Source organism: Streptomyces piniterrae (assembly GCF_005048155.1).
Taxonomy (GTDB): Bacteria; Actinomycetota; Actinomycetes; order Streptomycetales; family Streptomycetaceae; genus Streptomyces; species Streptomyces piniterrae.
In genome coordinates this window covers 369,317-395,036 of the sequence record NZ_SUMB01000002.1, presented here as the reverse complement: position 1 = coordinate 395,036, position 25,720 = coordinate 369,317, and the positions used below count along the sequence as shown (strand labels likewise).

Below are 25,720 nucleotides of genomic sequence, written 5' to 3'. Positions count from 1 at the left end.
GGGTCGCTCCCGCCGCCGTCCGAAGTCAGCTCTACGGGCGGCGGCGCCACCTGTCGCGCAGCAGCCACCGCGCACGTTCCCCGAACTGATGCCGCCACAGCCACAGGGGCAGGCGGCGATGCGGCACATAGCCCCACACATCCATGTCTGCCTCGCTGCCTCGGGGGCAGCGGCGCAGCAAGGCCAGGCAGCGCTGGTCGATGGTGCGGTGCAGCCGGGCGGTGTGGGCCAGGGCGACGATGGACTGGTGGCGGAGGCGGGCATCGTCCGACGTCAGGGCGTGTTCCAGCGTTCGGGCCACCCTGGGGAGGATCGCGGCGGCGTCGGGATGGGTGAGGGCGAGGCCGATGAGGGCGACGCCGAGCAATTCCTCACCCCGGTCGAAGGCGGCGTCCACTTCTTCGGGGCGGTCGGTGCCCAGCAGGGCGGAGCTGTTCTGCCAGTTCATGGCTCGGCCGGACGCGGCGCGGGCGAGCAGGAATTCGTCCCGCCCTGCGGCCAGTTGGAGTGCGTCGCGGGGGCTGGGGGCGCCGGCTTCGGGGCGGGCGTAGCGCCAGGCGAGTGCCAGGTGGTGCCAGATGCGGTGGGGCTCGGCCGCGTCGTCGACGAGTTCCTGGCAGAGGGCGTGGAGCGCCGGCGTCGCGTCCCGTCCCCGTGCGTGGATCCGGGCGAACACCTCGCCGCGCTCCCCGAGGTCGCAGCGTCGCAGGAAGGCGAGTTCGACGGTGGCCTCGGCGGTCAGCCGGGAGTGGAGGTAGCCCCAGGCGAGTTCGGGCGCCTCCAAAGCGACGGCGTACCGAATGAACTCGGCCGGGATGCGGGACGGGGCTACGTCGGCCTCCTTCGCCGTCGCCGCGTCGTACTCCTTCTTCTGCTGATGCTGCTGCATGAGGCGAGGTTAAGCGAGAGGTCGAGCGACTGGTTGATCGAGAGGTTGAGCGAGAGGTCTGGGGGCCTACGCGCCCCGGCGTGGCCAAGTGCGAACCCTTGACGTGTACTTGGCCGGCACCAAGAATGAGCGCGCTCTGACAACGTTGTCGAATGGGGAGGTCCCCGCCCATGCCATGGTTCAGACGCAGCCGGTCGCGCACCGCGGGCGCGGTGCTGGCGGCCGCGCTCATCGGGGGCGCGCTCGCGGTACCCGCCGCGCATGCGGAGTCGCCCGGCGGCCCGCTCACCGACCTGGTCAATCCGTTCATCGGCAGCCAGAAAGACGGCAACACCTACCCGGGGGCCGCCGTTCCGTTCGGCATGGTGCAGCTCTCCCCCGACACCGGGCACACCACCGGGTACGGCTACGACGACGACCGCATCCGGGGCTTCGGCTCGGTGCATATTTCCGGTGTCGGCTGCGGGCTCGGCGGGGATCTGCCGGTGCTGCCCACCACAGGAGACATCACCGAGACCGACTACGCGAAGTACGCGGCGTCCTACGGGCATGATGACGAGTCGGCCCGGCCGGGCTACTACCGTGTCGGCCTGAAGTCGTATGGCGGTATCACGGCCGAGCTGACCGCGACCGCCCGTACTGGTAAGCAGCGGTATACCTTCCCGGCCACTGGTAAGGCCAATGTGCTGCTGAACACTGGTCAGTCGTTGCACAGGACGGTCTCCACGCGGGTCGAGGTGCTGGATTCGCGCACCATCCGTACCGCCATTACGGGGCGTGGTTTCTGTCAGGACACCAAGCCGTACACGGTCTACACGATCACCCGCTTCGACCGGCCGTTCGCGTCGTACGGGACGTGGGTCGGCGAAAAGGTGACGGCCGGGGCGAAGGACTCCACGGCCGGCGGGCGGCATGGCGCCTATGCGCGGTTCGATACCCGTGAGGACCGTACGGTCGAGGCGACCACCGCCATCAGTTATGTGGACGCGGCCGGGGCGGCTCGCAATCTGCATGCCGAGGGCGGCAGTTCCTTCGATCGTACGAAGGAAGCCGCGAATGCCGCCTGGGAGCGGCGGCTGTCGCTGGTGAAAGTACAGGGCGGCGACCGGACACTGCGGCGGACCTTCTACTCCTCGCTCTATCGGTCCTTCCTCGCGCCGAATATCGGCAGTGATGTCGACGGGCGCTATACCGGATGGGATCAGAAGGCTCACAGGGCGAGTGGGTTCACCTACTACCAGAACTGGTCGCTGTGGGACACCTACCGGACGCAGGCGCAGCTGCTGGCCCTGCTCGCGCCGCGCGAGTCCCACGACATGGCACTGTCGGTGCTGCGGATCGACAAGGAGGGTGGCTGGCTGCCCAAGTGGGGCTACGGAACGGTCGAGACCAACATCATGACGGGTGATCCGGTCACGCCGTTCCTTACCAATGCCTACCAGCAGGGGTTGTTGCGCGGGGATGAGGCAGAGGCTGCGTACGCGGCGCTGAAGAAGAATGCCGACGGTGTGCCGCCGGGCAATTCGCCGGCTCTGGGGCGGGAGGCCAATGTCGAGTATCTGAAGGGTGGTTACGTCCCCTACATCAAGGGCCGTGAGCACACCAAGCCCGGTGACTCGGATTTCGACCACGGGGGTTCGGCGACCCTCGAATACGCCCTGTCGGACGCGATGCTGGCGAAGATGGCCGGTGATCTGGGACATACCGCGGACGCCGACCGGTATGCGGCCCGGGCACAGAACTACCGGAATATCTTTGACAGTTCGACGGGGTTCTTCCGGGCCCGGAACGCGAAAGGCGCCTTCACCGGCCCGGCCGATCCGGCCAAGAGCGAGGGTTTCCACGAGGGTACTTCCTGGCAGTACCAGTGGTTGGTACCACAGGATCTGCCGGGGATGCTGAAGCTGATCGGTGGTAAGGACAAGGCCGACGAGCGTCTTGATTCGTTCTTCGCCTACCGGGAGCTGCTGAAGGATCCGGAGAAGACGGCGCGTGAGGTGTGGGTCAACGGTCCGTACGACTACTACAACGCGGACAAGTACAACCCGCAGAACGAGCCCGACCTGATCGCGCCGTACACCTATCTCTCCACCGGCCGGCCCTGGAAGACCACGGATGTGGTGCATGCGGCGTTGACCCTGTTCACGGACACGCCCTCGGGCATGACCGGCAATGATGACCTGGGGACCATGTCTGCATGGATGGTGCTGTCGTCCATCGGAGTGTTCCCGGTGCAGCCGGGCACCGACAGCTGGGGGCTGAGCACACCGGTCTTCGACCGGGTCGACCTGACACTTGACCAGCGCTACTACCCGGCCGGGCGCTTCACGATCAAGGCACCTGGGACGTCGGGCACCAACCGGTACATCCAGTCGGTAGGCCTGGACGGTACCGGTTGGGACCGGACCTACCTGACCACCGACGAGCTGCGGTCGGGCCGTGAACTGGTCTTCTCCGTGGGCGCTGAGCCGTCCGCCTGGGGCACCGGTGACCAGGCCGCGCCACCACCGGTGGGTACGCCGTCGGCCGGCGCATCCCGGGAGGACATGTCGCCGGTGGGTACGTCAGGCGGGTGAGCCCGGACGGGGCGTCCGGGGGCCGGGCGTCCCGGTGATGGGGCGTCCGGGCGGCTGGGCATCCGAGCGTCCCAGGGCGTCCCGTCCGAGCGTCCGAGGACGTCCCGTCGTCCATCCATCCGCCCGCCCGCCCAGCCATCCGCCCGCCGCGGTGCCGGCCGCGCACCGCCGGCCGAAGCCGACCGGCGGAGCTCCACCCGGCGGAGCTCCACCCGGCGGATCTAAGCGAAGCGGCCTACTGTCGGGATATGGGCGAGATCATCGTGGTCCACGAGCTCGGCGCTCCGGTGACGGCGCTCGATCCCGGCGGCAGGCCGCGGGACGGGGAGCGGCCGGTCCGCCGCGTGCATGCGGCGCCCGCCGCCCCGGGGGCGCCCGAAGTCCCCGGCCCGCGGACCCTCTGCGGCAAGGACACCTTCGCCATGGAAGCCGCCGGATGGCGGCCGTCCGAGCATCCGGGCCCCGAGTGGTACGACCCTGACTACAGCGACCGGGTCTGCGCCGCCTGCGCTACCGCGATGGAGGCCTGACCGGCCCGGAAACCGGCGGCCCGGAAACCGGCCCGGACAACCCGCGGACAAGCCCTTGGCCCTTGACCCTCGCCATGACCCGCCGGCCAAACCCCTGGTCCTGCCTAGCCCTGCCCTAGACCTGCCCTGGACCTGCCCAGTCCTGCCTAGTCCTGAAGTGCCTGCCAGAACTCGTCGAACGACATCAGGCCGTCGCTGTCGCTGTCCTTGGCCTTGATGACGGCCTCGGCGACCGGGCCGGTGACGAACGGGTCGCCCATCTCGGCCATCGCCCGCTTGAACTCCTCCGGCGTGACCTGGCCGTCCTTGTCCGCGTCGAACCGGTCGAATGCCGCCCTGGCCTGCTCGATGTCTGCCACGAGAGTGCCCCCTTCGTCGTACTGCACGTCGTTGCTTGGTGAAGTGGTAAGTGATCAGGTGGTAGGCGATCACTTGGTAAGTGGTGATGTGGTCCGGTGGTGATGTGACCTGCGTACATTAACCGAACGTCATGAGGGGCCCCGCCGCCCCCTCCGCCGGGCGGCCAGGTAGGGCCCCGTACGGCTCCCCGGTGCGGCCGCGACCTCGCCGGGCGTTCCTGCCGCCACGATCCGGCCCCCCTCGGCGCCACCGCCCGGCCCCAGGTCGATGACATGGTCGGCGCCCGCGACCACCCCCATGTCGTGTTCGACGACCACGACGGTGTTGCCCGCGTCGACGAGCCCGTGCAGCTGGCGAAGCAGGACTTCGGTGTCGGCGGGGTGGAGTCCGGTGGTGGGCTCGTCGAGGAGGTAGAGGGTGTGACCGCGGCGGGCCCGCTGGAGTTCGGCGGCGAGTTTGATGCGCTGCGCCTCGCCACCGGACAGCTCGGTCGCGGGCTGTCCGAGCCGCAGATAGCCCAGGCCGACGTCCTGGAGGGTGCACAGGCTGCGGGCGGCGGCCGGGATGTCGTCGAGGAAGCCGGCGGCGGTGTCGACGGTCATCGCCAGAACGTCGGCGACGCTGCGGTCCCGGTAGGTGATCTGTAGCGTCTCGGGGTTGTAGCGGGCGCCGCCGCAAGCGGTACAGGGCGCGTACGTCCCGGGGAGGAACAGCAGCTCCACGGCGACGAAGCCCTCGCCCTGGCAGGTTTCGCAGCGGCCGGCGGCGACGTTGAACGAGAACCGTCCGGCGGTGTAGCGGCGGGCACGGGCCTCGTCGGTGGCGGCGAAGACCTTGCGGACGGCGTCGAACAGCCCGGTGTAGGTGGCGAGGTTGGAGCGCGGGGTCCGGCCGATCGGCTTCTGGTCGACGCGTACGAGGCGGTCGATGGCCTCCAGCCCCTTGGCGCCGGCGAGTTGCACGCGCGCCATCGGGCCGGCGCCCGAGCCCGAGCCCGTGCCCGTCTCCGCTTCGGGGGTGTCGGAGACGTCACCGGCATCGGCCCGGTCCACGCCGAGGTGCTCCCGTACGGCCTCCGCGAGGACTCGGCTGACCAGCGTCGATTTCCCGGATCCCGAGACGCCGGTGACCGCGGTGAAGACGCCCAGCGGGAAGGCAGTGTCCAGACCGTGCAGATTGTGCAGGGTGACGCCGTGCAGAGTCAGCTCTCCCGTTGGCCTGCGGGCCGTACGACGGCCCCCATCCCTGAACGACTCGGTGGCGGCGGGGGCGGGGGCGCCGGAGGGAGGACCGGGGTGGAAGTCTGAGGGGAGGCCGGAGGGAGGGCTGGGGTGAAGGTCTGAGGAGGAGCCAGCGAGCGCGTCGACGGCGACGGGACCGTCGAACAGGAACCGGCGGGTGGCGGACGCTTCGACGTCCGCGAGCCCGGCGACCGGCCCGCTGTGCAGCACCTGCCCGCCGTGCTCCCCGGCGCGCGGGCCGACGTCCACGATCCAGTCCGCGCGCCGAACCACGTCCATGTCGTGCTCGACGACGAACAGCGAGTTGCCGGCCTCCTTGAGCCGGCCCAGCACGGTCAGCAGGGACTCCGTATCGGCCGGGTGGAGTCCGGCCGACGGCTCGTCCAGGACGTAGACGACACCGAAGAGGCCGGACCGCAGCTGGGTGGCCAGCCGCAGCCGCTGGAGTTCGCCCGCGGAGAGGGTGGGCGCGGGCCGGTCCATGCTCAGATAGCCGAGGCCGAGTTCGGTGAGTACCTCGATACGGGCGACGAGGTCGCGGGCGAGCGTCGGCGCGACGCCGTCGTCCGGCCGCGCCGCCGTGGGACGCAGCAGGTCGGCGAGGGCGCTCAGCGGCAGGCCGGCGAGGACGGCGATGTCATTGCCCTCGAAGGTGACGGCCAGGGCCTCGGGGCGGAGCCGTCGTCCGGCGCACACCGGGCAGGGCTCGGCGACCATGAATCCCTGGACGCGCTTGCGCAGGGTGTCGCTCTTGGAGTCGGCGAAGGTGTGCAGGACATAGCGCTTGGCGCTCATGTACTGGCCCTTGTAAGGGCGTTGGATGCGGCCGGCCTCACGGACCGGGTGGACGGTGACGACGGGCTGTTCGTCGGTGAACAGGATCCAGTCGCGGTCGGCCTCCGGAAGCTCGCGCCATGGGCGGTCGATGTCATGGCCGAGGGTGGCGAGGATGTCGCGGAGGTTCTTGCCCTGCCAGGCACCAGGCCAGGCGGCGATGGCGCCCTCTCTGATGGACAGGGCCGGGTCGGGGACGAGGGAGCTCTCCGTGACGCGGTGGACGGTGCCCAGGCCGTGGCATTCCGGGCAGGCGCCGGTGGCGGTGTTGGGCGAGAAGGCGTCCGAGTCCAGCCGTTCGGTCGCGTCCTCCGGGTAGTCGCCGGCGCGCGAGAACAACATGCGCAGGGTGTTGGAAAGGGTGGTGACGGTGCCGACCGAGGAGCGGGAGGTGGGCGCGGAACGCCGCTGCTCCAGGGCCACGGCGGGCGGCAGACCGGTGATGTCCTCGACCTTCGGGGCGCCGACCTGGTGGATCAGGCGCCGGGCGTAGGGGGCGACCGACTCGAAGTAGCGGCGCTGTGCCTCGGCGTAGATGGTGCCAAAGGCGAGCGAGGACTTGCCCGATCCGGACACCCCGGTGAACGCGACGAGCGCGTCCCTCGGGATGTCCACATCGATGCTGCGGAGATTGTGCTCACGGGCGCCGCGCACCCGCACGTACGAGTCGGTCATGCCTCCATCTTCGGCCACCCTCGGGCGCCGGCTGTGACGGCCCGGAGCCGGTCGCGCGAACCGGTTGGTGGCCGCCGGCCGGCTTCCTCCCAGGGGAGGGGCGTGGCAGCCACCGCGCGAAGCCCCGCGCATGCGACGCGGCGGCGTCGGCGTGCCGCGGACCGAGGACGCGCATGCCTTCGCCTCATGGACATACCTTCGCCTCATGGACTTCAACATCACCACGGAGGAGGAAGCGGTCGTCCGCCACGTGGCCGCCCTCCTTCGGACCGGCGCCTCCCCCACGGATGATGACCTGGCGGACGAACTGGGCGACGAAGTCCGCCCACTCCTGCAGTCCCTCCTTGACAAGGGCTGGCTTGTCATCGAGAAGGACCGGGAACTGACCTTGTCGACGATCGCGCGGTATGCGATGTCCAGCCGGAGGGACATCGGCGGGCCGTGAGGGTGGTGGCCTGTGGCGACGCCTGCGAGTCTCGGGGGCATAACGAGTGCGCGGATAGAAGCCCCAGGCCTGCGTGCGCTCCACGAGGGCACGGTTCGGCTTCCCGTGCGGGATATGGCATACGGGATGCGGGATAGGGGCTACGGGCCGGATCCGCGAGTCGGGACGCACCCGCCGCAATTCCCAGCGGAGGATGGTTCTCTCCAACGGCGTCAAGCCGTTGCCTTCCGGTGCTTCCGCGTCCGTGCCCGGTTCGCTTGCCATGGCGCGGTGTTCGTTTGCCTGCCTCCCACCGAGGCGCGCACGGCGCGCTCGCCGATCAGCATGCTGCTGACCGCCGAACTGTCGCGGGTCGCGGGTCGCGGGTCGCGGGTCGCCATACAGAAACTGAAGCGGCTTGGGGACGTGCGTGAAGTGGCCGCGCTCTTGGAAGAGTCCGCAGCCTGAAACTCTGGGCATAACGGTGGCCCCTCCCCCACCTTCGGGAAGGGGCATGGACGATGCCATATGCCATACCTTTTGTCGGCCCACCACTGCCTTATAGCCGGCCGCCAAGAGACGACCTAAACGAAGGCGCCGAGGCTCGTCAGCACCAGGACGAAAAGCGTCATGGAGACACCGAAGGCCGCTGATCCGCGCATGATGCAGGCAGGGACGCGCGCACCGTCCCATCGTGCCAGCAGCCCGGCCACCATGCCGACGATGACCGCGACCAGCGCAGCCGCCAGGACGAGCAGCAGCCTGACGCCGAACGACAGTTCCACTTCAACCTCCGGTAGATCAATGCGAGTTGACTTACCTCAGCGTCTGCGCAGGTGGCGCGGTTGGTCTAGGATTTTGGACTACTCAAGACGCCGCTTGGACTACTCGGGACTACGGGGGGGGCGGGCATGGGACGACCTCGCGCATCGCGAGATTCAGAAGACCCCCGAGAAGCCTTCGCCAGGGAGCTTCGAGCGCTGCGAAACAGCGCAGCCGACGCCAGGGACGAGAAGGCGACATGCAGGACCACCGGGATAAGTAGATCCACGTACTACGCGGCACTGGGCGGCGCGCGCATCCCCAGTAGGCATACCGTGGCGAAACTGGCCAAGGCGTGGGGCGGGGAGGCTGCGTTGTGGCTTGCGCGTAGGCAAGAGGCCGAGGAGTCACTGGCGGAGTTTGAGCAGGCGCTCCAGGCGGGGGACGCCCCCCTCACAGACGAATTCATCCTGGAAAACAGGCTGAACAGCGGCCCGGATTACCGCTTGAATCTGCAACTCGCACGACACTCCAGATACCGCCAGATCGACATCCGTGAACTGATGCACCAAGAGGAGGCGGCAAAGAGGGAGTTCAAGGCGCAACTAAAACGCCTCGCGGAGGGCTTTCCCGACGCCAGCCCTGTTGCGCTCGCCCTCGGCACCCAGCTCACAAGCGCAGAGTTTGCGCTTGCTTTGACTACCGAGACCGTCAATATTCTCGAACTGCGTGAGTGCGTGAAGGTGATTGAAGCCCTGGAGCACAGTCCCTTCCGGCCACCCGAGATCGATGGAATGGCGACACATCTGCAAGTACAGATCTGCTATGCGTGGGCGGAGGTAGTCAAGGACCTGATGGTGGCCTTCAATCGAGCCTATGAGATGTCCGGCGAGGCCTTCCATTAAATAATGGCGGTACCTTGATTGGTGGTTGGTCGCTGTCGAGGCATGGGGATAGTTGAGCGGCTGGTGCCGGACGAACTGTGGGAGCTGTTCCAGCATGTGGCGCCGGAGGCGCCGGTACGGCCGCAGGGCGGAGTACGTCGAGCACCTGCGCGCCTGGCTGCGGCAGCGGCAGATCGTGCCGCGCATCGCTCGCCGCGGTACCAATGCCTCCGACCGGCTGGGTGGGCACCGCTGGGTGGTCGAACGCACCCTGTCGTGGCTCACCGGCTGCCGCCGTCTCCATCGCCGCTACGAGCGCAAGGCCGCGCACTTCCTCGCCTTCGTCGGCATCGCCAGCGCGCTGATCTGCTATCGACGGTGCCCCAAACCGCGTGACGCCCCCGAGACGGCTACACGATAATCAGTGCTGTGAACCCACCTGATGAGTCCGAGGCCGTGGTGGCCCGCTTGTGGCAGGAATTCAGGAGTGAGCCGTGGCCCGCCCGGCTGAACGGTGCCGAGCTGGTCGGCATCGAACTCGTGACTCTCGATGCCGACCTCGCCGGGTGCGTGCACTCTTGGTTGAACAACGGTGGCTACCTAGACCCACGGCGCCGCAGGACCCTAAACCGGCGCATCCGCGAGCTTGAGCAGGTCCTGCCACAGCTCACCGAGGCAGACGCCCCTCAAAGGTGGCATCGGCTGCACCAAATGGCTCAACGCGTCTCAGGTGACAGTCCCTACCCCACCAACTGAGACACGGTCTAAGTAGGTGTCTGGTGACGGGAGAGCTCCAGATGCGTACATCAGCGGAGGACGAGCCTCGGCTGACGATTCGGACCGAAGAACATCACTTTGACCTCGGGGGCCAGGCCCCGGTGTGGCGGTGTGCCGTCCGCATGGCGGCGAAGGCGTCCGCTAGTGCTGTCTCCGCCTGGATCACACTTCGGTCTCCACGCACTGCCGGAAGCCCCCAGGCCTGACAGGCGCTGGCCTCTCGCCCATGACAGCGGTGTACTGAGGCGTTCCGGCTGAACCCACATGAGTGACACCACGCATCAGCGCCCGCGGCAGGGGCAACCAGAGTGTGTCAACACCCCTGCAGCGGAAGGCAGTTCATGCGTCGAGCCATCACCGTCCTGCTTGGCACCCTCGCGTTTCTCGGGGTCCTCGCGTCACCAGCCAGCGCCGTGCCGGACCCGGTGGGAACTGTCACCTGTCTCACTCAATCCGTGGGTGACGTCACGGCCCTGGTAGACCCTGCCAACCCCGGTATCCCCGCCGAAATCCCGGGCGCCAGCTGTCTCGCTCCTTGATCTGGACGGCACTGAGATAGCGCAACCATGACGGGGGAACTCGAAACCCGAACTACCGCCCGTTGGGGCCGGCGTCAGCCGGGTCCAACGGGCGTGTCACAACTTGCCAGGGTGGGGACGCTCCGGCCTCCGCCTGGACACTCACCTCCGCCGTCCCGCAGGACAGCCACGCGCTGGAAGCCTTCCCGCCTTCAGGACGGACAGGACAGGTGACGGAACGGCAGATCCGCCGGTAGGCGCGAATGCCTGCTGCTGCTGTGCCAAGCCAAGAGAGCTCCGCTCCGCGTTGCCGGTCGGCCTGACGTTGTCCCCCGGAGAATCCACAGGTCGCACGCCGGCGCCTTGAAGGGTCGAAGGATCGTTTCCTCGTCCACGTGCGGGTGACTCGGTGTGTGCCGAGCTAGGCCACGGGCAGTATGCAAAACGGCCCAACTGGCCCAAATGGGGAGGGATATCAATGCGACGCATTGTCATGACGCTGGGAGTCGTTGCAGCTGCGGTCACGCTGGTGGTCAGCGGTCCAGGTTCCGCTTACGCGGCGGAGGGCTCGCTGGTCGTCGGTGGCGTGGAATACGTGGACCCTAGCGGCTGCTATGACACGGACAGCTGGCCGCTGACCGTGGACAACTACACAGACAGGCCCGCGCTCGTTTTCGCCGAGCCGAACTGCGGGGGCACGCCCATCGAATTCGTTGCTCCGGGCGCCAGCACGGTTTCCGAATTCGGGAGCAGCGTCTACGTACCTTGAGTCGGTCCGGGACTGGCGTGGTGGACGTTGCGTAAGCGACCCCGGCCGGCATCGAACGGGTGGCTTTCCGATCGCCGATCGGGTGTTCTTCCACTCACCCGGTTTTGAGGCAATCCGCGACGGGTCCTAGGTGGGGGCGCGCCTTGGGGGGCGAGCGAGGACTTGCCCGATCGGGACACCCCGGTGAACGCGGCCAGCGCGTCCCTCGGGGTGTCCCCATCGATGGTGCGGAGGTTGTGCCCACGGGCGCCGCGGACCCCCACGTACGAGTTGGTCAGGACTCCGTCCTCGGGCACCTTCAGGCGCCGGCCGTGGCGGCCCGGAGCCGGTCGCGCGCCTCCTCCCAGGGGAGGGGCGTGGCGATCACCGCACGCAGCGCCCGGACCTGGCGGGGCGGGAGGCCGGCGGCCAGGACGCCGGTGGCTGTGCCGTCCCGGCCGTAGAGGGCGACGGCGCGGCGCTCGTCCCGGTGCAGGACGGTGGTCTCGACCCGGTCGGCGCCCCCGGTGACGCCGTACGCCTGGATCTTGATGGCGTACTGGTCGGACCAGAAGTAGGGGACGGGGGCGAACGGGCGGCGCTCCTGGGCGGGGTGGTCAGTGCCGGCGCCAACCGACTGGGACGGCTCGGACAACTCGGATGCCTCGGCCAGCTCGGCCAGCAGGTTGCGGGCGGCGGCCATGCCCTGTTCGGTGGCGTTCATCCGGTGCTCGAAGCGGAGCGGACGATCGTGGGCCGGGTGGTCCCAGCGGGCCACGTCGCCCGCGGCGTAGACGCCGGGCGCGGCGGCGCAGTACGCGTCGCAGCGCAGCCCGTCGGTGGTGTCCAGGGCCGGGTCCGCCAGCCACTGGACGGCTGGCTCGGAGCCGATGGCGAGCAGGACGAGGTCGGCGGGCAGCCGGGTGCCGTCGGTCAGGCGTACGGCGGTGACCCGGACGGGGTTCGCTCCCCCGGTTCCTTCTCCTTCCGTGGCCCCTTCCCCGGTCGTCTCGAAGCCATCGGCCTCTCCCGTTCGCAGTTCCACGCCGCGGGCTCGGTGTTCCTCGGCGAGCAGTTCACCGATCTCGGTGCCGACGGCTTCGGCCATCGGTATCGCCGTACGGCCGACGAGGGTGACCGTGTGGCCCAACTCCCGTGCCACCGCGGCGGCTTCACAACCCAGCACCCCATTGCCGACGATGACGAGGCGCCGGTCGGTGCCGGAAGTACCGACCTGACCAGTGACATCGGTACTACCGGTAGTGCCGGTAGTACCGGTGCTACCGGTAGTACCAGTCAGTTCGCCTCGGAGCGCCAGCGCGTCGTCCAGGGTGCGCAGGGTGTGTATGCCGGCGATACGGTCGGCGCCGGGGAGCGTACGGGCGGCGACGCCGGTGGCGATGATGACGCCGGCACAGTCGAGGCGCTCGCCCCCGTCGAGGGTGAGGGTGCGGGTGGCCGCGTCGAGGCCGGTGGCCCGGGTGCCGAGCCGCAGGTCGAGGCCGAGTGGTTCGAGCTGGTCCTTGGTGCGCAGCAGCAGGCGGTCCGGTTCCCAGGCACCGTGCAGCAGTTGCTTGGACAACGGCGGCCGGTCGTACGGCAGATGAGGCTCGTCACCGATGAGGATCAGCGGGCCGGCCCAGCCGAAGCGGCGCAGCGCCTCGGCGGCGGCGAGGCCGGCCGCCGAGGCGCCGACGACGGCGATGGGCCTGGCGTCGTCATCCGGGGCGGTCATGCGTGGATCTCGATCACGGCGGCCGGGCAGATGGCGGCGGCTTCGCGGACCGCTTCGTGCTGCTCGGCGGGCGGGGCGTCGTCGAGGAGTACGACGATGCCGTCCTCATCGCGCTGGTCGAAGACCTCGGGGGCTATCAGCACGCACTGACCCGCCGCGCAGCACTTGTCGGCGTCGAGGGTGATCTTCATGGCAAAGCTCCGTGGGTTGGGGGGTGGACTGGGTTGGGGCTGGGCTCAGCGGTGCCAAGCGCGGGGCGTCACCAAGTGACGGGCAGGGCGTGGCACCCGTAGATCGCCATGTCGGTGCGGAACGGAATCTCCTCGTCGGGTACGGCGGGCCGCATCGTGGGGAACCGGCGCAGCAGCGTACCGATGACGACCTGGAGTTCGACTCGGGCCAGTGCCTGCCCGAGGCACTGGTGAATGCCGTAGCCGAAGGCGACATGGTGCTGGGCGTTGGGGCGGCGGACGTCGAGGCGGTCGGCGTCGGGGAAGACGGTCTCGTCGCGGTTGGCGGACGGTACGGCCACCACAACGCCCTCGCCGGCCCGGATGAGGTGCCCGTCGATCTCGACGTCGGTGGTGGCGACCCGGCGCGGTCCGTTGCGGATGATGCTGTGGAAGCGCAGGAGTTCCTCGACGGCGCCGCGGATGAGGCCGGGATCCCGGCGCAGCCGGTCGGCGGACTCCGGGTCGCGCATCAGGGTGAGGGCGCTGAGGCCGATCATGTTGGCGGTGGTCTCATGCCCCGCGATCAGCAGCAGGGCGGCGAAGGCGACCACATCGTCGTGGGTGATCTCGCCGGTTCGCTGCTGCTCGACGATGAGCCGCCCGAGGATGTCGTCGCCGGGTTCGGCTTCCTTCGAGCTGACCAACTGGTGGAGATAGCCGCGCAGTTCGCCGCGTGCCGTCTCGCGCTCGTCGTCGGGAATGGTGCGTGAGAGCAGCTTGCCGGTGAGCCGCTGGAAGATGTCGTGGTCGTCGTACGGGACGCCGAGCAGCAGGCTGATGACCAGCGAGGGCACCGGCAGCGCGAGTGCCTCGACGAGGTCGATGGCGCCGTCCTCGCGTCCGTGGGCCTGCTCCATCGCGTCGCACAGCTCGTCGGTGAGCCGCTGGATCTCCGGGCGCAGCGCCTCGACGCGCTTGACCATGAACTCCCGGGTGACCATCCGGCGCAGCCGGGTGTGCTCGGGCGGGTCCCGGCGGATGAAGCCACGGTGGTCGGTGGTGTGGCCGCCGGTCATGCCGCCGAGCGGGTAGCCGGGGATGGTGGTGTCGGAGCTGAAGCGGGTGTCGCCGAAGATCGCCCTGATGTCGGCGTAGCGGGTGGCCAGCCAGGCCCAACCGCCGTCCGGGAGCGAGATCCTGGAGATCGGCTCGGCGGTGCGGAGGGCGGCGAACTCGGCCGGGGGCTCGAAGGGGCAGCCGGGAGGCGGCTGCACGGGCAGGGGCGCCGGGGCGGCGGAAAGTGTGGTCTCGCTCATTTCGCTCATCTCGCTTCTCGCGCGCACACCGGATCACGGCGTGCGCCTGAGTCGAACGTTCGCCTTACACGCGTAAACTTACATGCGTAATACACGGACGTGTGCGGCGGGGTACCGGAGATGGCGGAAATGACGGAGCCTCAGGGGAACGGGGCCCGGAGGAGGGGTGAGGGGTGGGTTTGGCGGGTGTGGTGGATGCGGGGCGAGAAGGCGGGGGGCGGGGCCGCCTCACCGCTCCAGCAGCAGCCGCAGAATCTCGTCCACGAACCGGTCCAGCCGGCGGGTGTCCTTCTGACTCGGCATGACCTGCCAGAGCATGACCCGGCCGTGCACCGACGACCACAGCACATACGGCGCCTCGGAACGCGAGCCGCGCACCTGCCAGCCGGCCTCTTCACAGGCCGTCAGCGCCTCGTCCCAGCTGCGCACCAGCAGCCCGGCCGGGTGTCCGGCCAGCCGCTCGGGGCCGACCGGGGTCTGCCGGGTCTCGTAGAGCAGGCGGTAGGTGGCGGGATGCCCGACCGCGTAGCGGCAGTACGCGCGCAGCTGGGCGCGCAGCCGTGCCACCGGGTCACCGTCGTCCGCCTTCGCCGCGGCGGCCGTCATCGCCTGCCCCAGCCGCTCGTAGCTGACCTCCAGGGTCGCCCAGACCAGCTCGGTCTTGTCGGCGAAGTGGCGGTAGATGCTCGGGGCGGCGACGCCGGCGGCACGGGCCACGGCGCGCAGCGACAGCGCGTCCTCGCTGCCGACCTCCTCCAGGAGGCGTTCGGTGGCCCGCAGGAGTTCCTCCCGCAGGCGCTCGCCCTGTCCACGCGGATTGCGGGGCCGGACGGCCGCACTGTCGCTCACTGCCTCCGGTCCTTCCCTGACCTGGCCGATGTCGTCGCGCACCAGCGTTTCACACCGGGAGGACGGGACGTACTCCCCCGTCCGCGCGTCCCCGTCCCTACGTCCCGATCCCTACGTCCCGATCCCTACGTCCCGATCCCTGCGTCCCGTCCTCATCTCCCCATTTTCAGCCCCTCGTCCGCGGCGCCCCGGCTGAGCACCGCCCTGCTGATCGCCTTGCGGATGCTCGCGTAACCGGGGGTCCGGGCAAGGTTGACCATCCGCAACGGCGGCCCCTGCACGGCGAGCTGCGGGATGTACTCGGCCTTGGTGACCTTCCAGCGCTCGCCGGGCCGGTCCGGTGGCTTGAACCGGAACCGGGCGAGGGTGCCCCAGTTGCCCTGCGGCCGCTTCATGCGTCCGGAGACCTGATCGCCGAGCCCGTAGACGACCCACGTGCCGTTGACCTTCTCGTACGGCTGCGGGGTGTGCGCATGGGTGCCGAGGACCAGGTCGATGTCCGGGCGGTCCCCGGTGCGCGCGGCGGTGAGCGCCTGGGCGAGCCTGATCTGCTGCTGATTGGGGACGGTCCGGTACTCCGTGCCCCAGTGCGCGCTGACGATCACGATGTCGGCGCCGGCCCGGCGGGCGGCCCGCGCATCCGCGATGATCTTCTCCTCGTCGAGGAGGTTCACCGTCCATGGGGCGGACACCGGGCGCTGGGCGCCGTTGGTGCCGTAGGTGTACGAGAGGTGGGCCACCTTGGCGCCGGTGCGGGCCAGCACCCGTGCCGAGCGGGCGGCTTCGGTGGCGCTGCGGGCCGAGCCGACGTGCCGCAGCCCGACCGTTTCCATCGCGCGCAGTGTGCGGTGCACGCCCGGCATGCCGCGGTCCAGGACGTGATTGGAGGCGGTGGAGCAGGAGTCGTATCCGGTCGCCTTCAGTGCGCTCGCGAGCTGTGGCGGGGACTGGAAGACGGGATAGCCGGTGAACGGTCCGGAGAGCAGGCCGAGCGGCGCGCCGAGATGGCATACCGCCAGGTCAGCGGAGGAGACGACCGGCTTGACGCCGGCCAGTATCGGCCGGAAGTCGTATCCGACGCCCCTGGCGTCCCGCTGTGCCGTGCCGAGGACTTCGGGGACGGACGGGATGATCTCCCCGGAGGCGACGAGGGTGAACGGTCGCTGGGGGGAGCTCTTGATCATGGGGGCGCCGGCGTGGCCGTGTGGCGTGGATTCCGGCTGCGGAGGCGGGGCGCCGTGCGGAGTGCCGTGCGGGGCCTCGTGGGACCCACCGCCGCAGCCCGCGGCCAGTGCGGCGAGCAGGACGATCGCCGCACAGCGGTTGTGCTTGTACGCGCTCATCCACGACACATATCAACTGTCTTATGTATGAAATTGGCTAAATGGGGTGGTGTTCGACGCTGTCCCTCATACGGAGCCACGGAGCATTCATACGGAGCCACGGAGCGTTGTCCTCGTAGGCAGCCAGGGAGCGCTGTCCTCGTGCGGAGCCACGGCGTGCTGCCAGGCATCCGGACCCCGGCCTCGTGGCGAAATGGAACCGCCTCGTCATGGACCGACGCCTAGGCTGCCCGGATGGCCCACACCTCGCACGAGCCGTACGACGAGCCGTACGACGAGCCGCGCTGCCCCGACCTGTTCCCCGACCGCTTCCCCGACGCGCTGCCCGTGGTCGGTGCCATGCGCCGGACCCCGTCCGGGCGGGCCTGGCTCGACCGGCTGCCGGGGATCGTCCGGGAGATCGAGGAGCGGTGGGAGCTGCGGCTCGGCGCCCCGTTCCACGGCGGCAGTTGCTCCTGGGTGGCGCCCGCGGCGGGGCCGGACGGCGAGCCGGCTGTGCTCAAGGTGACCTGGCCGCATCGCGAGGCCGACGGCGAGGCGCCGGCGCTGCACGCCTGGGGCAGCCACGGTGCCGTACGGCTGCACCGCTGGGACCGCGAGCGCGGCGCGCTGCTGATCGAACGCTGCGACCCGGGCACCCGGCTCGACGACTCCCCGCTGCCGCCCACCGAGCGGCTCACCATCGCCGCCGGGCTGCTGCGGGACCTGTGGGCCGCGCCCACGCCGCCCGACGGCCGGCTGGAACACGTCGGCATGGTCTGCGCCGAGTGGGCCGACCTGGTGCAGGAACGGATGATCCGGCTGCAACCCGGCTACGACCCCGGACTGGTCGCGCTGGGCGCCGATCTGCTGCGCAAGCTGCCGGCGACGGCCACCCGCGAGGTCGTGGTGCACGGTGACTTCAACCCCGGCAATGTGCTGGCCTCGGAGCGCCGGCCGTGGCTCGCCATCGATCCCAAGCCGATGGTCGGCGACCCGGCGTACGACCCATGGCCGCTGCTGACGCAGATCGACGACCCCTTCGAGCACCCGGATCCGCGACCGCTGCTCCGCGAGCGGTACGCCCTGGTCGCGGAGGTGCTGGGCGAGGATCCGGCGCGGCTGATGGCGTGGGCGGTGGCGCGCGGCGTGGAGAGCGCGCTGTGGTACGCGGACCATGACGAAGTGGAGGACGGGGCGGAGCTGTTGGCGGAGGCGCGGGTGTTGGCGGAGCTCGCCGGGTTGTGACGGGGGCCCGGGTGGCCGTCATCGATCACCCGCGGCTCCGGGGCGTGAGCCGTGTCTCACCGGCGTGGCGCCGCTTGTCTATGCAACGAGTTGCATAGAAGGATCGGGGTATGGCGCTCGACCACGCGATCCTCGTCTCCCTGCTGGAGCAGCCGGGCTCAGGCTATGAGCTGGCCCGGCGGTTCGACCGGTCCATCGGCTACTTCTGGACCGCCACCCATCAGCAGATCTACCGCGTCCTCAAGCGCATGGAGAGCGACGGCTGGATCGACGTCCGCGAGGTGCCGCAGCAGGCCCGGCCGGACAAGAAGGAGTACTCCGTCGCCGACCTCGGCCGGGCCGCCCTCTCCCAATGGCTGCACGAGCCGATCGAGCCCGAGAGCGTCCGGCACGACCTCGCCGTGAAGATCCGCGGCGCGGCGTTCGACGACCCGGCCGCGCTGATCCGCGAGGTCGAGCGGCACCATCAGGCGCACTCCGACCGGCTCGCGCACTATCTCGCCGGTGAGCTGCGCGACTTCACCGGGCCCGAGGCCCCCTCGGCGCCGGACGCCGGGCAGGAGCTCCAGCACGTCGTGCTGCGCGGCGGCATCGCGTACGAGCGGATGACGCTCGACTGGCTCGACGACGTACTCGCCACCCTCCGCCGGCTGGCCTCCGACCACTGAACTCCACTCGACTGAGCCTCTTTCCACCCACTCACCCACCCGAACCCCTCCCCTGGAAGGCGACCTCCATGGCCGACCCGCTGCTCTTCAACCCGCGCACCTACGACCCGGCGCACTTCGACCCCGAGACCCGCAGGCTGCTGCGCGCCACCGTCGACTGGTTCGAGGACCGCGGCAAGCGCAAGCTGATCGAGGACTACCGCTCCCGCGCCTGGCTGTCGGACTTCCTCGCGTTCTCCGCCAAGGAAGGGCTGTTCGCGACCTTCCTCACCCCGGCCTCCGCGGCTGAGGAGGGGCAGGCGGACAAGCGCTGGGACACCGCCCGCATCGCCGCCCTCAACGAGATCTTCGGCTTCTACGGGCTCGACTACTGGTACGCGTGGCAGGTCACCATCCTCGGTCTCGGCCCGGTCTGGCAGAGCGACAACGCCGCCGCCCGTGCCCTCGCGGCCGAACTCCTCGCCCAGGGCGAGGTGTTCGCCTTCGGTCTGTCCGAGAAGGCCCATGGCGCCGACATCTACTCCACCGACATGCTGCTGGAGCCGGACGGTGACGGCGGCTTCCGGGCCAGCGGCTCCAAGTACTACATCGGCAACGGCAACGCCGCCGGACTCGTCTCCGTCTTCGGCCGCCGCACCGACATCGAGGGCCCGGACGGCTATGTCTTCTTCGCCGCCGACAGCCGCCACGAGGCGTACCACCTGGTCAAGAACGTCGTCGACTCCTCGAAGTACGTCAGCGAGTTCCGCCTGGAGAACTACCCGGTCGCCCCGGAGGACGTGCTGCACACCGGCCGCGCCGCCTTCGACGCCGCCCTCAACACCGTCAACGTCGGCAAGTTCAACCTCTGCACCGGCGCCATCGGCATCTGCGAGCACGCGATGTACGAGGCGGTCACCCATGCGCAGAACCGCATCCTCTACGGCCGTCCCGTCACCGCCTTCCCGCATGTGCGCCGCGAGCTGACCGACGCCTACGTGCGTCTCGTCGGGATGAAGCTGTTCAGCGACCGCGCCGTGGACTACTTCCGGTCCGCAGGTCCCGACGACCGCCGCTACCTGCTCTTCAACCCGATGACGAAGATGAAGGTGACCACCGAGGGCGAGAAGGTCATCGACCTGATGTGGGACGTGATCGCCGCCAAGGGCTTCGAGAAGGACACCTACTTCGCCCAGGCCGCCACCGAGATCCGCGGCCTGCCGAAGCTGGAGGGCACGGTCCATGTGAACCTCGCGCTGATCCTGAAGTTCATGGGCAACCACCTGCTGGCCCCGGCCGAGTACGCGCCCGTCCCGACCCGCCTCGACGCCGCCGACGACGCGTTCCTCTTCCGGCAGGGACCGGCCCGCGGCCTGGGCTCCATCCGCTTCCACGACTGGCGCACCGCCTTCGACGCCTACGCCGAGGTGCCGAACGTCGCCCGCTTCCGCGAACAGGCCGACGCCCTCTGCGAGTTCGTCACCACCGCCGCTCCCGACGAGGCCCAGAGCCGTGACCTCGACCTGCTGCTCGCCGTCGGCCAGCTCTTCGCGCTGGTCGTACACGGTCAGCTGATCCTGGAACAGGCCCGCCTGACCGGCCTGGAGCAGGACGTGCTCGACGAACTGTTCGCGGTCCTCGTACGCGACTTCTCCGCGCACGCCGTCGAGCTCCACGGCAAGGACTCCGCCACCGCCGAACAGCAGCAGTGGGCACTCGGCGCGGTCCGCCGCCCGGTCATCGACACCGCCCGCTCGGCACGCGTCTGGGAGCGTGTCGAGGCACTGTCCGGGGCGTACGAGATGGCGCCGTAGGGAGGCGTAGGGAGCCGTAGGAGCGCCCTGCCGAACCGTAGAAGTTGTCGAGCGGCCGCCCGCAGGAACACCGCGGGCGGCCGCTCGACCGCGTCGCACAGCCGTGCTCAGGCGTCGTCGGGATCCAGCTCGAACGTGAAATAGACGCTCAGCGTGTAGGGCTCGTCCTCGCCCCACGCGTAGTCCCATGACACGTCCACCACCAAGAGGCTTTGTTCCCCCACCCACTCCTGGGCTTTCCCGAAAGCTCCCGCGGCAGTTGAGGCGGAGAACAGCTTCCTGGCCATGGGATGGACCTGAGAGTCGGCATCCGAATCGTCGAAACCCTCCGGAACGTCCAGGCAGAGGCCGGGATCGTGCTCCATGGACTACGTCCCTTCCAGTCGGTTCACCGGTACGAGTCGCGCGAGGCTGACCTCTGGGCACGACGCCCGGTAGGACCGCCGCACGCCCGGAAGGGTTGCTTCTGCTGATCGCGCGGGGAGGCGCGGGAGCCGGTGGAGCGGCGCGGTGTTGGTGGGACGAACCGCATCACATCGCGGCGATCACCACGCCCATCGCCACCCAGCACACCGCCACCAGCAGTGGCAGCACAATCATGATCAGACCCGTCGGCGAGGATCTGAGCCAGCTGTTGCCCGCGCTCCCTGTGTCCCTGCCGACGATCCGTTGGCCGCCGTGCCAGGCCATGTGCTCCTCCAGCTCCATGACCGCGCTCTTGCGGGCGAGCAGGTAGCGCCGGCCGAACCGCAGCATCTGCGAGAAGGCCAGCGAACAGCCGAATCCGATCGCCGCGATGATCAGTGCGAGGCTCCGTGCCACCTCCTTCGACGCGGCGCCGTCCTTGCCCAGCGTCACCGCCACCGCGGCGGCCATCGCGGCCGTGATGTAGAAGAAGTTGTTCAGCTTGTGCCAGTTGGTGGTGTCCTCGTGTTTGTAGAGGTCGACCGCCACCGAGTACTGCACCTGGAGCATGGATTCGCGTGGCTTGCGCCAGACCCACACGGTGCGGGGCCGCCCGTCGGGCGGGGTGAGCCGGGTGAGTTCCTCGAAGCCGAGTTTGCGGTGGAACCGCGCCGACGCGTGGTTGTACGGTTCGCTCACCACAGCGGCTATCACCGGGCTGGCCGGCCACTGCTCCAGTACGTGGTGGTAGAGCCGCGAGGCGACGCCCCGCCGGGCGGCGTTGCGCGAGACGCAGACCTGCTTGATGACCAGGAACGACCCGAGTGATGTCTTGATGCGGTGGTTGAGCCACTCCTCCGGCTCCAGTTGCTCGTCGGTGTACGCGAGGAGGAAGCCGAGCACTTCGTTGTCCCTGACCGCCACCCAGAAGTGCTCGGCATGGGTGAGCCGGGACCGGTAGTCGTCCAGCGTGTAGTCGGAGACGAGGAAGCCGTCACGGCCGGCCGCGGCGAGGTCGGACGGGTCCAGGCTGCGGGCCCCGGCGAGTGCCACGACCTCCGGCAGATGTGACTCGTCCGCTCGGATGATCTCGATCTTGCTCGTGTCCACGGCCATTCCGTCCCCTCCGCCAGGCGCCCCCCGCTGGGCGACAACCGCCCCAATCTACCTGCGGGGGAGGCGACTTGGCTCGCGCCAACGGGCGGGTCTCCCCTCAGGGGCGCGACCTTGGCGTCCTGGCGCTGTGGGCCCACGCGGTCATGAACGATCCCAGATGTGGGGATGTGGGTTGGTGCCGGCCCGTCGAACACCGCCTAGGCCACCTCGATCCCGTAATCGTGCACCAGCGCCTCCAGCCCCCCCTCGAAGCCCTTGCCGCCGATGACGAAGTCCCAGTCCCCGCTTGCGCGTTGGCGGAAGGAGCCGAGGACCAGGGCGGTTTCGCCGCGGCGGCCGTCCGAGACCTCCAGTTCGCCGAGTTCCGTGCCCGATGCGTCGAGGAGGCGGATCCGGGCGTCGGTGAAACCGGCGAGGTCGGCGCCGGGGTTGGCCTCGGGGTCGATGGCGGCGACGAGGACGAGGCGGTCGGCGTCGGCGGGCAGGGACTCGAACCGTACCTGCATCGCGGCGCGGTCGGGGCCGAAGCCGGGCAGCATGCGTACCGAGCCGTCCGGGGTGCGTGGGTTGTTGTAGAAGACGAAGTGGTCGTCGCTGAGGACGCGGGTGCCCTTGCACACCAGCGCGCAGACGTCCAGGGCGACGTCTCCTGACCAGTTCATGCCGAGGATGTTGTGGTCGGGCGTCTCGTCGGTGGCGGGGCCCGTCTGGTCGCCGCCGCCCAGGCGCCCGCGCAGCCCGTATCGGCCGAGCAGGTCGACGAGTTCGGGGCCGGCGATCAAAGTGAGGGGCTTGCCGTTGGCGAAGGTGTGGGCGCCGGGGCCGAAGCGGGAGGTCGTCACCAGGACGCCCTTGTTGGCGCCTTCGGACTGAACGGTGCCGTAGAGATCGCGGACGGCGGTGGGTGGGACGGTGTTACGGTACCGCTTGACCTGCACGATGATCTTGCCGCCGCGGATCGGGTCGGGGTCCAGCGCGTCCACGTCCACTCCGCCGTCACCGGACCGCTGGGTCGTCACCGCCTGCATGCCCATGCCGCGGAACAGCTCGGCGATCAGGTTCTCGAAGGCGATCGGATCCATCTCGTAGAGATCGGGCTCGCCCTCGCCGCCGTGCGAGACGACCCCGCCGCCGACATCGCCGGGCAGCCGTGCCGGGCGGACCGCGGTCCGCTGGTCGGGGCGCGCGGCGAGTTGGCCGCGCAGCCCGTCGGTCAGACAGTCCACCGCGCTGACCTGCGCCAAGTGGAACGTGTCGAAGGCGGTGCGGGGTGCCATGACGGTGGCGAGGTAGACCTGGGCCGGGCGGCCGGTCACCGGATCCACATCGTCCACGAAGCCGTTCAGGGCGACCGAGTCCAGCGCCTCGTAGGCGTCGGCCGCGAAGAGGTCGCGCAGGACGAGCAGCACGCTCTGCGCCAGTACGTCGCGGTAGAGCGCGCGACGCTGGGCGACCGGCCTGGCCGTCTCCTTCTCCCGGTCGGCGGTGGGCATGTACCGGACCGACTTGGTCTCGGGGACGATGTCGAATCCCGGCAGTTCCCAGTCCAGTACGAGTTGCCTGGCGGTCGGGTCGTAGGCGGCGGCAACCTGGCGCGGGAAGCCCTCGGGCCAGGCGGTGGAGGCGTACAGGGCGGCGGAGAAGTATTCGACGGCGGCGTCCGCGTCGCCGGTCCGCAGGCCGGCGAGCAGCTCCTCGATGCCGGCGTTGTGCTGCCGGATCTCGGCCAGCGCGCCGGCCGCCCACTGGTCGTACTGGTGGCGGTACGCGGCCAGTTGGGCCTGCCGCTGGTTCTCCGCGGCCTGCGCGGCGTACCAGTCCCGCTCGTACTGGGCGCGGGCCTCCTCCTGCGCGTGGGCCCGCCGGGTGGCGCCGTGCCAGCCGCTCATCGACGCCTGGTAGCGGGCCGGGTCGGGCATCGGGACGGGGGTGGCGAGAGCGCCGGGCGCGAACTCCTCGATGCGCTCGGGCCGCAGCAGGGCGGACGCCTGGAAGGCGGGGGCGCGGCAGCCGTCCGCGAGGAGTCCCGTCAGGGCGGCGACGCGCGCGTCCAGCTCCTCCGTCCGCCGCATGGCGTCGGCCTCGCGCTGCTGGCGGTAGGCCGCCTGCCGCTCGCGGTGCATCCGGGCCATGGCCCGATCGGCGTCGCGCCGCTGCCGTTCCAGATCTCGCTGGTGCTGCGCCTGCGCGCGCTGCTGGGCCTCCTGCTGGCGTTGTTGCTGACGCTGTGCCTCGGCCCAGACGGCCATTAATCCATGGGAACGGCGGCTCATGGCGATCTACTTTATCGCTGCGCTTGGGTTGGGCTGCCGGGTTGGTCTGGGCTGCCGGCTTGGTCCCCGCCGTCTTTGGCTTTCCCGCCGTGGGGGTTTGTCGCCGTTGCGCCTGCGGCGGGCTGTTGCAGCTGCGCTGGGCTGTCGGGTGCGGTGACGGGCCGCACGACTCCGTCCCGCGGCCCGTCCCCTCCCGTTGGGGTGGGGACGGGAAACGTAGGTGGTGCGTGACGGAACGTTGCCGAGTGCAGGTCATCGTGCGCGAGTTTGGTCCCCGGTCCCCGAGGCGGGAAAGCTAAAAACGGCCCAGGCGAAGCGCAGCGCAGAGTTCCGTACCCGCCAACAGAAACGCGCCGACTCCGAAGTCGGCGGTGGAGTCGTAGGTGACCGGCTGGCTGGACTCGGGGCGGTCGCCGACGTTCTGGACGTAGCCGAGGAAGCCGTCGGGGTGCAGCGCGGTGTCGACCATCGCGTTCCAGGCGCGAGCGGCGACGGGGCGGAAGACCTCGCGCGGGACCAGGCCGGCGCGCAGCGCGTAGGCCGTCCCGTAGGTGAAGAAGGCGGTGCCGCTGGTCTCGGGTCCCGGCAGGTGGTCGGGGTCGGCCAGGTTCACATTCCAGAACCCGTCGGACCGCTGGACGGCCCGCAGCGCGGCCAGTTGGCGGACGAGCGTGGCGCGGCATTCCGGGGCGTGGGAGTCATCGACGTGGGAGTTGTCCGCTACGGCGAGCACCTTGGCATGGGCGGCCGCGGCCCAGCCGTTGCCGCGCGACCACAGGACGGGTTTGCCGCTCGGGGAGGCGATACCGCCCGGCAGGAACCGCTTGTCCCGGTACCAGAGGCCGGTGTCGGGGTCATGGAGTCCGGGTCCGCCCTCGGCGTTCTTGGTGTGGGTGTAGAGCGCGTGCATCGCGTCCCCGTAGGCGGGGTCGTCGCGCAGCGCCCCGAGCCGTGCGAACGGCGGCATCGCCATGTGCAGCGCGTCGGCCCACCACCAGTCGTCGTGTTTTTCGGCGGAGGACTGGACCATGCGCTGGAGGGAGTCCTCGATGGCGGCGATTTTCGCCTGGTCGGGCGAGGTGTCGAGCGCGTACAGGTCGAGGTGGACCTGCCCGGCGCAGTGGTCGTCGGCGTGCCGGGTGGTGACGCCGTTGTGCAGCCCGTAGCCGTGCTTCTCCGCCCAGCCGCGGGTGTACGCGAGGTAGCGGGGCTCGCGGGTGAGGCGGTACAGGGCCATCAGCCCGCTGAAGAAGGTGGCGCGCGCCCATTGGTTGTCGCCGGGGTCGGAGTGCGCGCCGATCCAGTGGTCGGCGACCCGGCGCAGTACGGCGACGATCTCGGCGCGGTCCGGCGGTCGGTGGGAGGGGCGGGGCCCGGTGGCGGCGCCGGCCGTCCGGACGGGCAGTGCGGTGCCGGCCGCCAGCGCGGCACCGATCGCGAGTATGTGCCGACGCTCCATGCCCGGGCCTCCCCGGTGGTGAGTTCACAAGCGAGTTCAAATGGATGAACGCAGTTCCGTCATGTGAGAGTTCACCGTCATCTTGGCAGCGAACTCCTGCTTGGGGAAGGGGAGTTGAGCGGTGGAAGGCGTCGACACCGATGGT

General features: G+C 69.8%; 22 protein-coding genes and 1 pseudogene. 10 read left to right on the top strand and 13 right to left on the bottom strand.

Translation table 11 applies throughout. The features are described from left to right. Positions 1-31 precede the first annotated feature (31 nt). Complete coding sequence (locus tag FCH28_RS06075) at positions 32-889, bottom strand: hypothetical protein (RefSeq protein ID WP_136738658.1); 858 nt, start codon at positions 887-889, stop codon at positions 32-34. Positions 890-1,059: 170 nt separating this feature from the next. Between FCH28_RS06075 and FCH28_RS06070 the strand changes: the two genes are divergently transcribed. Together FCH28_RS06070 and FCH28_RS06065 are read left to right on the top strand one after the other, a co-directional pair. After that, positions 1,060-3,465 carry a GH92 family glycosyl hydrolase gene (locus FCH28_RS06070; protein ID WP_136738657.1) on the top strand — a complete coding sequence of 802 codons (2,406 nt, stop codon included), beginning with the start codon at positions 1,060-1,062 and terminating at the stop codon, positions 3,463-3,465. A 248-nt stretch (positions 3,466-3,713) separates the two neighbouring features. Beyond that, positions 3,714-3,995 carry a hypothetical protein gene (locus FCH28_RS06065; RefSeq protein ID WP_136738656.1) on the top strand — a complete coding sequence of 94 codons (282 nt, stop codon included), beginning with the start codon at positions 3,714-3,716 and terminating at the stop codon, positions 3,993-3,995. A gap of 146 nt (positions 3,996-4,141) precedes the next feature. Here the strand turns inward: FCH28_RS06065 and FCH28_RS06060 are convergent, their stop codons facing one another. Then, positions 4,142-4,354 (bottom strand): EF-hand domain-containing protein, encoded by a 213-nt coding sequence (locus tag FCH28_RS06060; RefSeq protein ID WP_136738655.1) that lies wholly within the window; start codon positions 4,352-4,354, stop codon positions 4,142-4,144. Between the two features lie 129 nt (positions 4,355-4,483). Then, positions 4,484-7,105 (bottom strand): excinuclease ABC subunit UvrA, encoded by a 2,622-nt coding sequence (locus tag FCH28_RS06055; protein ID WP_136738654.1) that lies wholly within the window; start codon positions 7,103-7,105, stop codon positions 4,484-4,486. A gap of 205 nt (positions 7,106-7,310) precedes the next feature. On the opposite strand from FCH28_RS06055, the gene FCH28_RS06050 reads away from it, so the two are divergent. Continuing rightward, positions 7,311-7,550, top strand: coding sequence for a hypothetical protein (locus FCH28_RS06050; protein ID WP_136738653.1), 240 nt, complete (start codon positions 7,311-7,313; stop codon positions 7,548-7,550). Between the two features lie 270 nt (positions 7,551-7,820). Beyond that, the gene (locus FCH28_RS37930; protein ID WP_169314061.1) at positions 7,821-7,997 is read left to right on the top strand and encodes a hypothetical protein; all 177 of its coding nucleotides are present in this window, start codon (positions 7,821-7,823) and stop codon (positions 7,995-7,997) included. A gap of 116 nt (positions 7,998-8,113) precedes the next feature. Here the strand turns inward: FCH28_RS37930 and FCH28_RS06045 are convergent, their stop codons facing one another. Continuing rightward, positions 8,114-8,314 (bottom strand): hypothetical protein, encoded by a 201-nt coding sequence (locus FCH28_RS06045; protein ID WP_136738652.1) that lies wholly within the window; start codon positions 8,312-8,314, stop codon positions 8,114-8,116. Positions 8,315-8,626: 312 nt separating this feature from the next. Here FCH28_RS06045 and FCH28_RS06040 point away from each other — a divergent pair, with 312 nt between their 5' ends. The 3 genes and pseudogenes from FCH28_RS06040 to FCH28_RS06020 all read left to right on the top strand — a co-directional run bounded on the left by FCH28_RS06040 (position 8,627) and on the right by FCH28_RS06020 (position 11,239). Continuing rightward, on the top strand, positions 8,627-9,196 hold the full coding sequence (locus FCH28_RS06040; protein ID WP_136738651.1) for a hypothetical protein: 570 nt from the start codon (positions 8,627-8,629) through the stop codon (positions 9,194-9,196). 103 nt (positions 9,197-9,299) lie between these two features. Continuing rightward, a pseudogene (locus FCH28_RS06035) lies at positions 9,300-9,596 on the top strand (transposase); the annotation flags it as partial. 1,352 nt (positions 9,597-10,948) lie between these two features. Beyond that, the gene (locus FCH28_RS06020; RefSeq protein WP_136738649.1) at positions 10,949-11,239 is read left to right on the top strand and encodes a hypothetical protein; all 291 of its coding nucleotides are present in this window, start codon (positions 10,949-10,951) and stop codon (positions 11,237-11,239) included. A gap of 298 nt (positions 11,240-11,537) precedes the next feature. On the opposite strand, the gene FCH28_RS06010 is transcribed toward FCH28_RS06020, so the two are convergent. The 5 genes from FCH28_RS06010 to FCH28_RS05990 form a co-directional block, all read right to left on the bottom strand. Further along, the gene (locus FCH28_RS06010) at positions 11,538-12,953 is read right to left on the bottom strand and encodes an NAD(P)/FAD-dependent oxidoreductase (protein WP_136738647.1); all 1,416 of its coding nucleotides are present in this window, start codon (positions 12,951-12,953) and stop codon (positions 11,538-11,540) included. Then, complete coding sequence (locus FCH28_RS06005; RefSeq protein WP_136738646.1) at positions 12,950-13,144, bottom strand: ferredoxin; 195 nt, start codon at positions 13,142-13,144, stop codon at positions 12,950-12,952. Before FCH28_RS06005 ends, FCH28_RS06010 begins: the two co-directional genes overlap by 4 nt. Before the next feature lie 68 nt (positions 13,145-13,212). Next, a complete protein-coding gene (locus FCH28_RS06000) occupies positions 13,213-14,451 on the bottom strand; it encodes a cytochrome P450 (protein WP_187363766.1) in 1,239 nt (412 codons plus the stop codon). A 219-nt stretch (positions 14,452-14,670) separates the two neighbouring features. Further along, the gene (locus FCH28_RS05995) at positions 14,671-15,291 is read right to left on the bottom strand and encodes a TetR/AcrR family transcriptional regulator (RefSeq protein ID WP_136738644.1); all 621 of its coding nucleotides are present in this window, start codon (positions 15,289-15,291) and stop codon (positions 14,671-14,673) included. 152 nt (positions 15,292-15,443) lie between these two features. Next, positions 15,444-16,634, bottom strand: coding sequence for a CapA family protein (locus tag FCH28_RS05990; RefSeq protein WP_136738643.1), 1,191 nt, complete (start codon positions 16,632-16,634; stop codon positions 15,444-15,446). 234 nt (positions 16,635-16,868) lie between these two features. On the opposite strand from FCH28_RS05990, the gene FCH28_RS05985 reads away from it, so the two are divergent. From FCH28_RS05985 to FCH28_RS05975, 3 genes are all read left to right on the top strand, one after another. Further along, on the top strand, positions 16,869-17,861 hold the full coding sequence (locus FCH28_RS05985) for an aminoglycoside phosphotransferase family protein (RefSeq protein WP_187363765.1): 993 nt from the start codon (positions 16,869-16,871) through the stop codon (positions 17,859-17,861). A gap of 110 nt (positions 17,862-17,971) precedes the next feature. Continuing rightward, positions 17,972-18,529: a PadR family transcriptional regulator gene (locus FCH28_RS05980; protein ID WP_136738642.1), complete on the top strand. Its 558-nt coding sequence runs from the start codon at positions 17,972-17,974 to the stop codon at positions 18,527-18,529. A 68-nt stretch (positions 18,530-18,597) separates the two neighbouring features. Next, the gene (locus FCH28_RS05975) at positions 18,598-20,322 is read left to right on the top strand and encodes an acyl-CoA dehydrogenase family protein (RefSeq protein WP_136738641.1); all 1,725 of its coding nucleotides are present in this window, start codon (positions 18,598-18,600) and stop codon (positions 20,320-20,322) included. Positions 20,323-20,429: 107 nt separating this feature from the next. On the opposite strand, the gene FCH28_RS05970 is transcribed toward FCH28_RS05975, so the two are convergent. The 4 genes from FCH28_RS05970 to FCH28_RS05955 form a co-directional block, all read right to left on the bottom strand. Beyond that, positions 20,430-20,687 (bottom strand): hypothetical protein, encoded by a 258-nt coding sequence (locus tag FCH28_RS05970; protein WP_136738640.1) that lies wholly within the window; start codon positions 20,685-20,687, stop codon positions 20,430-20,432. A 166-nt stretch (positions 20,688-20,853) separates the two neighbouring features. Continuing rightward, on the bottom strand, positions 20,854-21,843 hold the full coding sequence (locus FCH28_RS05965; protein ID WP_136738639.1) for a GNAT family N-acetyltransferase: 990 nt from the start codon (positions 21,841-21,843) through the stop codon (positions 20,854-20,856). A gap of 197 nt (positions 21,844-22,040) precedes the next feature. After that, positions 22,041-24,116 carry a restriction endonuclease gene (locus FCH28_RS05960; protein ID WP_136738638.1) on the bottom strand — a complete coding sequence of 692 codons (2,076 nt, stop codon included), beginning with the start codon at positions 24,114-24,116 and terminating at the stop codon, positions 22,041-22,043. 295 nt (positions 24,117-24,411) lie between these two features. Then, positions 24,412-25,575, bottom strand: a complete 1,164-nt coding sequence (locus FCH28_RS05955; protein WP_136738637.1) for a glycoside hydrolase family 88 protein — start codon at positions 25,573-25,575, stop codon at positions 24,412-24,414. Positions 25,576-25,720 lie beyond the last annotated feature (145 nt).

Excerpts from the sequence above, each read along its gene's own strand:
- FCH28_RS06075 (WP_136738658.1), bottom strand. The coding sequence starts at position 889 with ATGCAGCAGCATCAGCAGAAGAAGGAGTACGACGCGGCGACGGCGAAG.
- FCH28_RS06070 (WP_136738657.1), top strand. The coding sequence starts at position 1,060 with ATGCCATGGTTCAGACGCAGCCGGTCGCGCACCGCGGGCGCGGTGCTG.
- FCH28_RS06065 (WP_136738656.1), top strand. The coding sequence starts at position 3,714 with ATGGGCGAGATCATCGTGGTCCACGAGCTCGGCGCTCCGGTGACGGCG.
- FCH28_RS06055 (WP_136738654.1), bottom strand. The coding sequence starts at position 7,105 with ATGACCGACTCGTACGTGCGGGTGCGCGGCGCCCGTGAGCACAATCTC.
- FCH28_RS06050 (WP_136738653.1), top strand. The coding sequence starts at position 7,311 with ATGGACTTCAACATCACCACGGAGGAGGAAGCGGTCGTCCGCCACGTG.
- FCH28_RS06020 (WP_136738649.1), top strand. The coding sequence starts at position 10,949 with ATGCGACGCATTGTCATGACGCTGGGAGTCGTTGCAGCTGCGGTCACG.
- FCH28_RS06010 (WP_136738647.1), bottom strand. The coding sequence starts at position 12,953 with ATGACCGCCCCGGATGACGACGCCAGGCCCATCGCCGTCGTCGGCGCC.
- FCH28_RS06005 (WP_136738646.1), bottom strand. The coding sequence starts at position 13,144 with ATGAAGATCACCCTCGACGCCGACAAGTGCTGCGCGGCGGGTCAGTGC.
- FCH28_RS06000 (WP_187363766.1), bottom strand. The coding sequence starts at position 14,451 with ATGAGCGAAATGAGCGAGACCACACTTTCCGCCGCCCCGGCGCCCCTG.
- FCH28_RS05990 (WP_136738643.1), bottom strand. The coding sequence starts at position 16,634 with ATGAGCGCGTACAAGCACAACCGCTGTGCGGCGATCGTCCTGCTCGCC.
- FCH28_RS05985 (WP_187363765.1), top strand. The coding sequence starts at position 16,869 with ATGGCCCACACCTCGCACGAGCCGTACGACGAGCCGTACGACGAGCCG.
- FCH28_RS05980 (WP_136738642.1), top strand. The coding sequence starts at position 17,972 with ATGGCGCTCGACCACGCGATCCTCGTCTCCCTGCTGGAGCAGCCGGGC.
- FCH28_RS05975 (WP_136738641.1), top strand. The coding sequence starts at position 18,598 with ATGGCCGACCCGCTGCTCTTCAACCCGCGCACCTACGACCCGGCGCAC.
- FCH28_RS05970 (WP_136738640.1), bottom strand. The coding sequence starts at position 20,687 with ATGGAGCACGATCCCGGCCTCTGCCTGGACGTTCCGGAGGGTTTCGAC.
- FCH28_RS05965 (WP_136738639.1), bottom strand. The coding sequence starts at position 21,843 with ATGGCCGTGGACACGAGCAAGATCGAGATCATCCGAGCGGACGAGTCA.
- FCH28_RS05960 (WP_136738638.1), bottom strand. The coding sequence starts at position 24,116 with ATGAGCCGCCGTTCCCATGGATTAATGGCCGTCTGGGCCGAGGCACAG.
- FCH28_RS05955 (WP_136738637.1), bottom strand. The coding sequence starts at position 25,575 with ATGGAGCGTCGGCACATACTCGCGATCGGTGCCGCGCTGGCGGCCGGC.